The sequence below is a fragment of the Tamaricihabitans halophyticus genome (assembly GCF_004340875.1).
GTDB lineage: Bacteria > Actinomycetota > Actinomycetes > Mycobacteriales > Pseudonocardiaceae > Tamaricihabitans > Tamaricihabitans halophyticus.
In genome coordinates this window covers 193,196-205,575 of the sequence record NZ_SLXQ01000007.1, presented here as the reverse complement: position 1 = coordinate 205,575, position 12,380 = coordinate 193,196, and the positions used below count along the sequence as shown (strand labels likewise).

Below are 12,380 nucleotides of genomic sequence, written 5' to 3'. Positions count from 1 at the left end.
GCCCTGGTTCAGCCTTCGGCGGTATAGGCGGCGGTCGTGCGATCCGCGGCGGCGCGAGCCGCTTCGGTATCGGCGCCACTTGCCAGGTTTGCTTCGTACCAGCTTTCGCTGGATCGAGTCATGAACTCCTTGCCGTCGGCTGAGGCTACCCATTCCATAACGGCCTCCGGATCGAGGCCAGTTGTCGTGCCCAGGTGCAGCGCAAGTCCGAGCAGCCCGAGATCCCAACCGACTCCGCCGGCGCCGGGGCCGTACTCGCTCCAGCGCTCGTCGTCCTCATACGAGCTGTGTTCCAGTTCGAACAGGGTTCCGCCGCCGGGCTCCGTGCTCAGCCGCAGCTCGATCCAGCTGGTCTCACCGCCGTATTCCCAGGTAGCCCGGAAGCTCTTGGGTGGGTCGCAGCGTTGCACGGTGCCGCCCGCGTTGCCCTCCAACTGGTACCGGCCGCCGAGTTCGAGATCGCCGGAGACGGGTAGGAACCAGCGCGGCAGCCGCTCCGCATTGGTGCAGGCGTCCCATACGTCGTGGATTTCGGCTTCATAGCGCTGGCTGATGGTCAGCACCCGCGCGGTGCCCGCTTCGCGGGTTTCGCTGACCACCGCGCGCCCCACCGCGCCGATCTGCTCGAAGACGTTGATCACGGCCATCCCCCGCTTTCTGGCCAGGTTCGCTGACCTGGACTTGTTTTGCTTACCCAACTATTACATCATATACTTATATAAGTCACAACCGTTAAAGTCGTGGTCCCCAGCTGCGGGGCACGTCAACGAGGCTGGCAAGATCATCCGGGTGCGCTACTACGCTGATCTGCACATTCACTCCAAGTACTCGAGGGCATGCAGCAAGGACTGCGATATCGAGCATCTGACGTGGTGGGCTCGGCGTAAGGGCATCACCGTGGTAGGAACGGGCGATTTCACCCACCCTGCCTGGTTCGACCATCTGCGCGAGGTGCTCGAACCAGCCGAACCGGGACTGTTCCAGCTCCGGGCGGACCTTGCTCGCGATATCGATCGCACCCTGCCGCCGAGCTGCGCTGGACAGGTGCGCTTCATGCTCTCGGTGGAGATTTCCACGATCTACAAGTACGGCGACTACACCCGTAAGGTCCACCACCTTTGCTACATGCCGGACTTCGCCGCGGCGGCCGAGTTCAACCGCAGGCTCGGACGGATCGGCAACCTCGGTTCGGACGGTCGACCCATCCTCGGGCTGGACTCCCGCGATCTGCTTGAGATCACCCTGGAAAGTGGCGACGGCGCCTATCTGGTTCCCGCGCATATCTGGACACCCTGGTTCGCGGTACTGGGCTCCAAGGCTGGCTTCAACGCGATCGACGATTGCTACCGCGACTTGGCCGATCACATCTTTGCCGTGGAAACCGGGTTGTCCAGCGATCCGGAGATGAACTGGCGAATCTCCATGTTGGATCGCTACTCGCTGGTCAGCCACTCAGACGCGCATTCACCACCGATGCTCGGGCGCGAGGCCACCGTCTTTGATACCGCCGTCGACTACTTCGCGATCAGGGACGCGCTACGCACCGGTGACGGTTTCGACGGCACGGTCGAGTTCTTTCCCGAAGAAGGCAAGTATCACGCGGACGGCCACCGTAAATGCGGGATCCGCTTCGGCCCCGCGCAGACGCGCGCCCACAATGGACAATGCCCCAGCTGCGCGCGACCGTTGACCGTGGGCGTACTCAACCGGGTTGCCGAACTGGCCGATCGCCCGGCGGGTTTCCGCCCGCCGGCGGCGGCCGGTTTCCGCAATCTGATCCCGCTTCCGGAGATCGTCGGTGAGGTCCTCGGCGTCGGCCCGAAGAGCAAGACGGTCCGTACCGAGATCGACGCGCTGACCGCCGCGCATGGTCCGGAACTCGCCATCCTGGAAGACATCGCCATCGACGAGCTTTCGCGCAGCTCCGAACCGATCGCCGAAGCCGTTCGCCGGCTGCGTTCCGGCGAGGTGATCCGGGAAGCCGGCTACGACGGCGAGTACGGGACGATTCGACTCTTCGAGCAAGGCGAGCTTCGCCGATTGCGCACCAACAACGCCCCCGCACTGTTCGAGGACTCCCTGTTCGAAAGCTCCCTGGTCACCGACGCCGCGCCAGCGACACCCGAACCACGGTCCGTGCCGGCGCCGACAGTTGACGCGGCTCCGTCCGCACCGCCACCGGAACCACCCGCATCCCCAGTGTCCTCGTTGCTCGAGGGACTAGACGAAGACCAGCGCCGGGCGGCGACCCTGGCAAGCGGGCCGTCGCTGATCGTGGCAGGACCGGGAACAGGCAAAACCCGCACGGTGACGCACCGAATCGCGCATCACGTAGTGGATCACGGGCTGTCCCCGGACAACTTCCTGGCGATCACCTTCACCCGGCGTGCCGCCGCTGAACTGGCTGACCGACTGCACACCCTGATCGGTCCGGCCGCCGAGCTGATTACCGTCGCGACCTTTCACTCGTTGGGGCTTCGCCTGCTACGCGAGCAGCACGCACGAGCCGGCCTGCCAGCGTCGTTCGGGGTCGCCGACGCGGCGACCCAGCGCGCCGTACTCACCGACATCACCGGTGACGCGGGTGCCGCCCGCAAGGCGCTGGCCGAGTTCAGCCGAATTCGTCGAGCAGACGACCCGACCTCCGAGACCGGCGAGCTGCTCGCTAGATACACCGCCGAGCTACGGGCCCGTGATCTGGTGGACTTCGACGAGCTGGTACTCCTCACGGTGCACTTGCTCGAGGACGACGCTCGGCTACGGGAGGACTACCAGCACCGCTATCGGTGGATCACCGTCGATGAATACCAGGACATCGACGAGATGCAGTACCGATTGTTGCGCCAGCTCGCCCCGCCTGAGGCCAACCTGACCGCGATCGGCGATCCGGACCAGGCGATCTACTCGTTCCGGGGCGCCGATGTCGGGTTCTTCCTGCGGTTTACCCAGGACTACCCGGGCGCGCCAGTGACCCAGCTGACCAGGAACTACCGGAGTGGCGCCTCCATTGTGGATGGTTCCCTACAGGCCGTACGGCCAAGCACCCTGGTCGCCGATCGTGCGCTGCATGCGGCGCGCAGTACGCCAGATCACCCGATCACGGTGCATCGCGCGGCCGACGAGCGCGCCGAGGCGAGTTTCGTCGCGGACACCATCGACCAGCTACTTGGCGGCGCTTCGTTTCACTCGCTAGACAGTGGGCTCGTGCCAGGTCATACGACCGAAAACGGCGTCGGCTTCGCCGATATCGCGGTGTTGTACCGGACCGACGCGCAGTCCAGCGTGTTGCTGACTGAACTCGGCCGCCGTGGCTTCCCGGTACAGAAACGTTCGCATGATCCGCTTACCGCGCGGGCCGGCGTGGACCATATCGTGCGCGAATTGACGCACGCCCGCACGGACCCCGGGCAGCGGTCAGTCGCCGACCTGGTACGAACGGCCGCGGCGGCGGCGCGCAGGAACCTGGCCGAGCAGCAGTTGCCCGAGGTACATACCGCGCTGGACCTACTGATGCCGCTGGCCGAACGCTGTGGCAGGGACCTCACGCTGTTCGAGCGGGAACTGGTGCTCGGCGCCGAGACGGATACGCTCGACCCACGCGCAGATGCGATCTCGTTACTGACGCTGCACGCCGCGAAGGGACTCGAGTACCCGGTCGTGTTCCTGGTTGGCTGCGAGGATGGACTGCTGCCGCTTCGTTGGCCAGGAAGCGAACCCGAAGACGCGCTGATCGCCGAAGAGCGGCGGCTGTTCTTCGTTGGCATGACCAGGGCGCAGGATCGGCTGTTCCTGAGCCACGCCGCGCGGCGCCACCGGCCGGGCAGTTCACCTCGCGCGACGGTTCCGACGCGGTTCTTGCGCGATGTGCCGAGCGCGGTCCGGCAAGACACTGCCGGGGTCGCGAGGCGGCCGCGGGCGCGGCAGCTGAGTCTGCTCTAGCCGGGCCGATCGTCTGCCGGCGACAGTCGCCACAGCGATACCACTTCGGCGGCGCGTGCGGCGTGCACTGGGTCGGTGGTCTCGGTGCTGCGTGGATGCCGTGGTGCGGTGTCGAGTCGGCCAAGCACCCGTAGCCCAGCGGCGGTGATCATGTCGAGTAACTCGGTTCGCGTGCGCAGTCCGAGCCGCTCGGCGAGGTCGGAGAGGATGAGCCAGCCCTGTCCGTGCGGTTCGAGGTGGTCACGGAGCTGGTCGAGGAAGCCGCGCAGCATCTGGCTTTGCGGGTCGTAGACGCCTTGTTCGAGTAGCGAGTTGGGCTGGCCAGGCAGCCAGGGCGGATTGCACACGATCAGTCCCGCCCGCCCGCGCGGGAACATATCGCCCTGGACCACGTCGACCTGTCCGGCGAAGCCGAGCCGGGCGATGTTCGCGGTTGCGCAGGCGACCGCGCTGGGGCTGCTGTCGGTGGCAACGATCCGACCGATGCCGCGGTTGGCGAGGACCGCGGCGAGGACGCCGGTTCCGGTGCCGATATCGAATACCAGATCCGGCGGGTGGGCGCCGGGCGGTAACGGTGCCTCGGCCACCAGGTCGATGTATTCGTTTCGGGTCGGTGAGAACACGCCATAGTGAGGATGGATTCGGGAGTTCAGTGCGGGGATCGGCACGCCTTTCTCGTGCCATTGCCACGCACCGAGCACACCGAGCAGTTCGCGCAGTGGCAGTACCGTGGCTTGCGACGATGTGCCGTACGCCCACCGGCAGGCCTGGCGTACATCCGGGGCCCTGCGTAGTGGTATCCGGTAATCAGCGGTCAGTTCGAGCAGTACCTTGTTCAGCAGTTCTGCTTGCCGCTGTCGCGTCTGGCGCTGGCGGCGGAACGCCTCGGCGATCGAGTTCGTGGCATCGGCACTGGAATCGCTTCGGTCGATTCGGCGACGCACGGCCTGCAGCAGCTGACGTCCATTGTGGTAGTCACCGCGCCACAACAACCCGGTACCCGCCCGAGCCAGCCGGTAGGCGTCGTTGGCCCGCGTGCGGTCGTCAGCCAGCTCGATCCGCCGTGGCGGCAGTTGCCCGGTCGCCGAGTGCCAGACCGCTGACCGCGAACCACCGGATTCAGTCCAGTGGATGTCTACCATCCGTGTTCCGTGCCGTTCGCGACGCCATGGCTTGACCTCAAGTTAAGTCCAGCTAATAGCGTCGTCTCCATGCCAGGAATCATACGTTGTCGAGAGGCTGGCCAATGGCGCGACTAGATCTCGGAACGCGCGGGAAAGGCACGGTGGGTCCCATCGGCGTAAGCCTGGACATACGGTCGGGAGCAGGCCATCTAGACGACGCGGTTCTTGTGGAGAAGCTCGGTTACTCGACGATCTGGATTCCCGGCGGTGAACTCACGACGCTGGATCCGCTGCGCGATGTCATCCAGGCAACCGAGCTGATCCCCGTCGGAAGCGCGATCATCCCAGCACGAGTGCACTCCCCAGACGATGTGCTCGCCTTCCGGCAGGAGATCGAAGCGAAGAATCCGGGTCGGCTGATCACCGGGCTGGGCGGGGCACCCGGTCGATACCCGCTGCACACCATGAACGCCTACCTCGACCAGCTGGACAACGCGGACCCAGCAATCCCGCCCAGCACACGAATTCTTTCCGCCCTCGGCCCACGAATGCTGGAGCTGTCCAGGGATCGCGCGGCGGGTGCCATTCCACTGCTGGTCACACCGGAGTTCACCGCGCACGCTCGGCAGACTCTCGGCGATCAGGCAACCCTGGCCATCATGGAATACGTCGTGCTGGAAAGCGATCCGCACCTGGCGCGGGCCACCGTACGCGACCCGATCAGCTTCCTCGTTCAGGTCAGTGGCTACCCGGCGAATCTGCGGCGGATGGGGTTCACCGACGACGACATAGCCGGAACGAGCGACCGGCTGCTCGATGGTCTGGTTGCCTGGGGCGACGTCGACATGGTCGCGGCCAGGGTGCGCCAGCACCTCGACGCCGGCGCGGATCAGGTTGTTCTCGTCGTGCGCCCCACGGACGCGGCTGCCGTGCCACATGAGCAATGGCGGGCACTCGCCGAAGCGCTGATCGACCAATGACCCGTGTTGTTCAGCACCAAGGCGAGGCCGACCGAGGTTGACAAACGCATGGTCACAGCGGTTCGCCGAGCGGGCCGAACTGCTCCTCGAGGCTCTTCGCCCAGTACGCGGCAAAATCCGGCTGGGTTCCGTCGACATCGGTGAATCCGTACTCCTGGTACAGGCTCCAGGTAGCCAACGCTCGCCCGGTTTTGCGCATCTTGTGCGGGTCAGCCGCGAGCGCGGCGACCGCTCGTCCGAGATACGCGGGCGTTTCCGATTCGGCGAAATGCGGATCGGTGGCCACCCCATCGCGCCAGTTCTTCTCGGTGACGCCAAAGTGGTCCAGCATGGCTTCCGAGCGGAGGAACCCTGGCGTGATCGCTACCGCCGTGACGCCATGCGGTTTCAGCTCCGCGGCTTGCGCGACGGCCAGCCGGATGACCGTTGATTTCGCCAGGTCGTAGAAGAACGATTCGCGATAGCGGGCGGTGTTGCCGTCAGTGACTTCCACGACGAGTCCGCTCTTGCGGGCGACCAGCAGTGGCAGGGCGAACCTGCTGGTGATCACATGGGTTTCCACGGCTTGTCGCAGCAGCCGAAGTCCGACGTCGAGATCCTGCTCCCATAGCGGGTGTGCCCAGTCGGTCAGCGGATCGCCGCCCCATACGGAGTTGACCAGGATGTCCAGCTGGCCATGCTGCTCGCGGCTGATCCTGGCAACCAGCTCGCGCACCTCCTCGGCGTCACTGTGGTCAACGCGGACCGGGATGCCGTGCCCTCCCGCGGCCGTCACCTGCTCAGCGGTCTCTTCGATCGTTTCTGGCCGGTCCATCCCGGACTCGCCCGAAGCGCTGCTGCGCCCCGTGACGTATACGGTGGCACCGCTGGCTCCGAGTTCGACGGCGATACCCCGCCCGCCGCCCCTGGTGCCGCCGGCGACCAGCGCGACTGATCCGGCGAGCTCTTTCGTCATGTTTCCTCCAGTTCGGCACCATGCGTGGTGCGGTACGGACGCAGCAGCGTGTCCAGCTCCTGCCGAAGCCGCTCAGCGAGCGTGCCGTGGCGATCGAGTGCCCAGGAAAGGCCCGCGCCGGTAGTGATCGCCTGCACCGAGCCGGCAAGGGCGGTCGTATCGGTCCCGGTGGCGAGCTCGGCTGACTCGACGGCCTCGACAAGCAAGCCTTCGATCACGGCTCGCTGCGCTGTATGCATCGCATGTGCCGGGGCATACAGCTCCGGGTCGGTCAGGTCGAGGCAGAGGAATGCCAGATGATTCGCGAAGCGTTCGGGCGTGGCCATGGTCGCCATCGACTCGATAACCAGCGAGTACAACGTGTCGATCGGGCTGCCGTTGACGTGCCCGGCCCGCTCTGGTGGCGCCTGGGCATCATTGGCCGCCTGCTTGGCGAGGGCCACCAGCAGACCGTGTTTGGAGCCGAACCGTTGGACCAGCGTGCCGGGGACCACACCCACGTCCTTGGCCACCGCGGCCAAGGTCAGCCCCGCTGGTCCGAGCCGTCCGATCACCTCCGCCGCTGCCCGCAAGATCGCGGCGTCGGTCACCTCCCGCGGACGTCCTGCCATGCTGCTCCTTTTATTATTAAATGTCTGTTCATTTATTAATGTACACGACGGCCTGGTGGCGGTGCGGCTCACCTGGTGTGCGCGTTGCTACAGTCCGATATCCCGCACGGCGTTGTCCGACCATCGGTCGACGGTGTGGAAGTAGCCATGGACCGCCTTCGACCCGTACGACCAACCACCCTGGTCACATACGGCCTTGTGGTCAGCACCGTTACGACGCGCCTCGGTGGCCAATCCGGCACGCAAGGAGTGCCCGGTTATCCGAAAGGGCAGTTCGGCCCGTTTCCCGCAACGGGCAATGACCTCGCCGATCGCCTGCGCGGACAGGCCAGCGGCGAACACGTGATCGTGGCGGTCGACGCGGCGAAATGCGGGGCCCTCGGTCATCCCCGCCGCCTGCCGCCACGCGTGCCAGGCACTGACCGGGCAGGTGTCCCTGTGCACGCCGTAGGGCACGGCGCGCTCGTCCGGCCCGGTTTTCGTGTAGCCAAGCCGTGCGAGCAGTCCGTCACTACCTGCTGAGACAAGGTCAGTGACGCGCAGCCCGGCGAGTTCGCTGCGGCGTGCGGCGATCGTAAAGCCGAGTAGCAACACCGCCCGATCCCGTAGGCCGGCCACGCTGGACGGACACGCCCGCGACATCGCCCGCAGGTGCGCGAGCGTCACCGGTTGCGCCTTACCTCTCCCCCGCACAATGCCGGCTTCGGCCAGCCGTCGCTCGTAGCCTTTCAAGGCGTTCCAGGCGGCCCGGCTCGCCTCCTGATCGACCGGGATGCCGTAACCGCGCAGGCCGACCACGGCGCCGGTCAATCGCGCGTCGATGGTGGCTACCGAGGCCGCCTTGGTCGTCTCCAGCCAGCGCACAAAGCCGACAAGTGCGCCGACGGTGCTGGAGAGCACGGGGATTCCGGCGTCGCGGGTGTAGTCCTGCCAGATTCGCCACGCGTCGGCATATGCCTTGCGGGTATTCGCCGGTCGTTGTTCCGCGACGTACGCGGCCGCAACGCTGTCGAGCGCGGCCAGCCGGTCGTGTGGGGACAGCGGGCGTTCGCCCGACGTGTTGACGATCGATGTCGGGGCATCCGGAACGGCTGGCTCACGTGAATTGTCGTGCTGTGCTGTCACGGGTTCGGTTACTCGCCCGTCTCCCCGTCCAACGACTCGCGGATCAGGTCGGCGTGGCCGTTGTGCCGAGCGTACTCCTCGATCATGTGGCAGAGAATCCACCGCAGGTTCGGGGTTCTGCCGTCTGGCCATGGCCGATACGCGAGCCGTGCCAGTCCGCCGTCGGCGACCGCGTCCGCCGTGAGCTCACGTGAGCGCGCGCAGGCCAGTTCCCATTGGGCGAGCAGTTCCTGCGGCGTGTGCGCAGCCGCGCTGTGCCAGTCCCAGTCCGGATCGGCCGTCCAATCGACACTGTCCCACGGCTCCTGCGGTGGGTTGGCGTGTAGTCGGAAAGAGAACCAGATGTCCTCGACGAAGCTGAGGTGCCGCAGCATCCCACCGAGTGTCATCGTCGAGGACGCCGCGGTCGTCGCCAGCTGCTCGCTGGTCAGCCCGCGGCATTTCCAGGCGAAGGTTTCCCGTTGGAAGTTCAGGAACCCCATCAGGGTGTCCAGTTCGTCACCCGCAACGGGCGGTTCGAGTCGCCCCTGTTCGTCCAGCTGGGTCATGAGCACGCAGTCTAGAAGCCCGCACCGACGATTGCTGAACCTCGCTCCACTGGGGGCGCCTAGTCGACCGGCGCGAAGTGAGCTTGAAAGAACCTGAGGTATCGCGGTTCGTGCACGAACCGCAGACCGCGCACACTGTCCCGGTTGTGCCACAGCGAGATGACCGCTTCGGCGACCACATCGAGGTGTGCCTGGGTGTAGACCCGGCGCGGGATCGCCAGCCGAACAAGCTCCAGGTTCGGTGTTCGGTTCTCCCCCGTGTCCGGATCGCGACCGGCGGAAATCATGCCCCGTTCCACGCCTCGGACGCCGCCCTCGACGTAGAGCGCCGCAGCCAGTGCCTGCGCGGGGAACCGCTCGCGCGGAATATGCGGCAGGAAGGCCGCCGCGTCAATGCATACGCAGTGGCCGCCGATGGGTTGCATGACCGGCACACCCGCGGCGGCCAGCCGGTCGCCGAGGTAACCAACCTGCTGGATCCTGGCGCGAATATTGTCCTCGGCTACGGATTCCTCGATGCCCTGCGCGACGGCTTCCATATCCCGACCGGCCATCCCGCCGTAGGTATGCAAGCCTTCGAACAGCACCACCAGTCCCCGCGCCTGCGTTGCCAGCTCAGCATCGCGTAGCCCCAGCCAGCCGCCGATGTTGGCATAGGAGTCCTTCTTCGCGGACATCGTGGCGCCGTCGGTGCGGTCACACATCGCGCGCAGGATCTCCGCGATGCTGGCGTTTGCCCAGCCCGCTTCGCGTTGCTGGATGAACCAGGCGTTCTCCACCGCACGGGCGGCGTCGAGGATCAACGGAATACCGTGTTCGCTCGTCAACGCCCGTAGGTCGTCGATATTGGCCATCGACACGGGTTGTCCGCCAGCCATATTTACGGGAGCACCGAGCGCGAGGTACGGAATGTTGTTCGCGCCGACCTCGGCGATGAGTTTTTCCAGCTTGTCGCAGTCCACATTGCCCTTGAACGGTAGGACCGTGGACGGGTCGTGCGCTTCGTCGATGATCACGTCGTGAAAGGCGCCACCGTTGAGTTCCTGGTGGACCCTGGTGGACGGGAAGTACATGTTGCCCGGGCAGTGCTGGCCGGGCCGGACCAGCATCCGGTTGAGGATGTGCTCGGCTCCCCTGCCTTGATGGGTGGGGATGACTTCCGGATAGCCATAGTAGGCGCGCACGGTGTCGGCCAGTCGGGTAAAGCTTGCCGAGCCGGCATAAGCCTCGTCGCCGACCATCATTGCGGCCCACTGCCGATCCGACATCGCGTTCACGCCGGAGTCGCTGAACAGGTCAATGTAGACGTCTCGGGAATCGAGCAGGCAGGTGTTGTATCCGGCTTGGACGATGGCCGCTTCGCGTTCAGGTCGACTCAGCTGGCGAATCGGCTCGACCATCTTGATCTTCCAGGGCTCGGCCTGATAGTTGGACATCTCAGCTCACCACCGACTCGACAGGAAGGGCGGACCGCAGGAAGGACGTCAACCGAGGTAGGTGTTCCTCGGGGCGATACCGGTTCTCCAGCTCCTCGAGAAGATGCAGCTCGGCGGTATCCACGCCAGCGTGCCGGAGCCGGATCACCGGGTGCAGGTATGGCGTCACGTCCGCATAGGACGGATCATCGCGCCGGTCGACATTCAGTGGATCCGCCGCCGGTGGGCCGTACGCGAGTGTGACGGCGAGCTGCCAACCACTGCCCAACCCGCCGTCGCGCACCCAGTCCAGCGGTACCGCTTCGTACACTCCGAGGTCGGTTTGGTCGGGATCGGTGGCCGCGGCCACGTCGGCGAAGTAGCCGGGCTGCAGGTACAGCGCGTCCGAGGTGTTGAGCCGATCAAGTACCCATTGCGCGAGCGTCGCCGCGTCGACGTCGATCCTGCACTGCGGGGCGAGGTCGCCGGCAGCCGTCAACAGTCGAGCAAGAAATCGAGAGTTGTACCGGAAGCCGTGGATGAACCCGGACATCGCCTTGCGGTAGTCCCTGGCGTGCGTCAACGTTCCGGCGAAGTACAGCCCCGGCCGGTCGGGACACTCGTAGTCGGGCGTCATGGCTGGATAACGGCCGTCGTGGCAGGTCTGACCGCCCAGCCCGGTCAGCAGGTCATGCGCCCCGAACCGGAAACCGGTCGCCGCGATCACCCGGTCGTATTGGTAGGTGACCCGCTGCCCGCCGGCGTGCGTGTAGGCGAGGTCCACGTGGAACCCGGTTCCGTCTCGGCGGATACCGGTCACTTCGGCGTCAAGCAGGGCGTTGCCGATCTTGAGCTGGTAGGTGTCGATGGCGTTGCAGTTGACCGCGCGAACGTGTCCGACATAGTGGGTGTTCCAGGCAAGCCGTACCGGGCTCGGGCTCGCCAGGTGCACCGTCGCGGCCACGGGTATCAGCGCCGAGGCTGTCTCGAAGGCCGAGTTGCCTTTGCCGATGATCAACACGCGGGCGGCGTGGAACTCGCTTGGATCGGTGGCGAGGTCCGCGTAGCGCTCGACGAGGTCAATTCCGGGAATGTCAGGCCGATACGGTTCGACGCCGGTCGCGATCACGACCCGCCGTGCCCGCACCGGCGGCGCGTCGGAAAACGACACCGCATACCCGATGGGATCTGCGCTGATACCGGTTGCTCTGGACTGGTAGCGGACCCGTAGTTCATGCCGGTCGACGAAATCGGCGAGGTAGCGGGTCATCTCCGCGGCCGGCGGAAGTACTCCGCCGTGTACTTACCGAACCGCATCGCTTCGTCCGCGCTGAGCAGCGAGTTCCAGTCAAAGCGAAGCGGGTTGTCTCGCTCATCGACAGCGACCTTGTTCACCGAAATGAGCTGCCGGTGCCGCGGATAGTGGCTGAAGAAGCTGCCGGGGTGGTCTGCCCGGTCGACTACCAGGTAGTCGCTGCCCGCCTGGTGTAGGTCATGGGCGAGCTGCAGTCCGCCGGGCCCTGCACCAATGATGAGTACATCGGTAACGGCCTCACCTGTCATCTGGACCACCCCTCTTTGCCACGGTTCGGTGATCGGGACGTATGTGGCAAAGCAAAACCCCCGGCCGCAACCACGTGGCAGGAAGCAGGCGATGCTGTGAGCGTGGAGTACGTGTCCAGA

At 65.7% G+C, this 12,380-nt stretch carries 11 protein-coding genes; 2 read left to right on the top strand and 9 right to left on the bottom strand.

The features are described from left to right. Nucleotides 1–8: 8 nt before the first annotated feature. Nucleotides 9–641: an SRPBCC domain-containing protein gene (locus EV191_RS17520; protein ID WP_132878226.1), complete on the bottom strand. Its 633-nt coding sequence runs from the start codon at nt 639–641 to the stop codon at nt 9–11. Nucleotides 642–789: 148 nt separating this feature from the next. Between EV191_RS17520 and EV191_RS17515 the strand changes: the two genes are divergently transcribed. After that, entirely contained in the window at nt 790–3,939 is a 3,150-nt protein-coding gene (locus tag EV191_RS17515) for a UvrD-helicase domain-containing protein (protein ID WP_132878163.1), read from the top strand. Here the strand turns inward: EV191_RS17515 and EV191_RS17510 are convergent. Beyond that, nucleotides 3,936–5,081 (bottom strand): methyltransferase, encoded by a 1,146-nt coding sequence (locus tag EV191_RS17510; protein ID WP_132878162.1) that lies wholly within the window; start codon nt 5,079–5,081, stop codon nt 3,936–3,938. The two genes, EV191_RS17515 and EV191_RS17510, sit on opposite strands and share 4 nt — an antisense overlap. 143 nt (nt 5,082–5,224) lie before the next feature. Here EV191_RS17510 and EV191_RS17505 point away from each other — a divergent pair, with 143 nt between their 5' ends. After that, the gene (locus tag EV191_RS17505) at nt 5,225–6,043 is read left to right on the top strand and encodes a TIGR03620 family F420-dependent LLM class oxidoreductase (RefSeq protein ID WP_243659022.1); all 819 of its coding nucleotides are present in this window, start codon (nt 5,225–5,227) and stop codon (nt 6,041–6,043) included. Between the two features lie 52 nt (nt 6,044–6,095). Here the strand turns inward: EV191_RS17505 and EV191_RS17500 are convergent, their stop codons facing one another. The 7 genes from EV191_RS17500 to EV191_RS30830 all read right to left on the bottom strand — a co-directional run bounded on the left by EV191_RS17500 (nt 6,096) and on the right by EV191_RS30830 (nt 12,260). Further along, complete coding sequence (locus EV191_RS17500; RefSeq protein WP_132878160.1) at nt 6,096–6,998, bottom strand: SDR family oxidoreductase; 903 nt, start codon at nt 6,996–6,998, stop codon at nt 6,096–6,098. Beyond that, entirely contained in the window at nt 6,995–7,609 is a 615-nt protein-coding gene (locus EV191_RS17495) for a TetR/AcrR family transcriptional regulator (RefSeq protein ID WP_132878159.1), read from the bottom strand. The genes EV191_RS17500 and EV191_RS17495 overlap by 4 nt, the downstream gene beginning before the upstream one ends. Before the next feature lie 87 nt (nt 7,610–7,696). Further along, nucleotides 7,697–8,734, bottom strand: coding sequence for a site-specific integrase (locus tag EV191_RS17490; protein WP_243659021.1), 1,038 nt, complete (start codon nt 8,732–8,734; stop codon nt 7,697–7,699). An 8-nt stretch (nt 8,735–8,742) separates the two neighbouring features. Beyond that, nucleotides 8,743–9,282, bottom strand: a complete 540-nt coding sequence (locus EV191_RS17485; RefSeq protein WP_132878158.1) for a DinB family protein — start codon at nt 9,280–9,282, stop codon at nt 8,743–8,745. A gap of 59 nt (nt 9,283–9,341) precedes the next feature. Next, entirely contained in the window at nt 9,342–10,718 is a 1,377-nt protein-coding gene (locus EV191_RS17480) for a tryptophanase (protein ID WP_132878157.1), read from the bottom strand. Between the two features lies 1 nt (nt 10,719). Next, the gene (locus EV191_RS17475; RefSeq protein ID WP_132878156.1) at nt 10,720–11,967 is read right to left on the bottom strand and encodes an NAD(P)-binding domain-containing protein; all 1,248 of its coding nucleotides are present in this window, start codon (nt 11,965–11,967) and stop codon (nt 10,720–10,722) included. After that, entirely contained in the window at nt 11,964–12,260 is a 297-nt protein-coding gene (locus EV191_RS30830) for an NAD(P)-binding domain-containing protein (RefSeq protein ID WP_132878155.1), read from the bottom strand. Before EV191_RS30830 ends, EV191_RS17475 begins: the two co-directional genes overlap by 4 nt. Between the last annotated feature and the right edge of the window lie 120 nt (nt 12,261–12,380).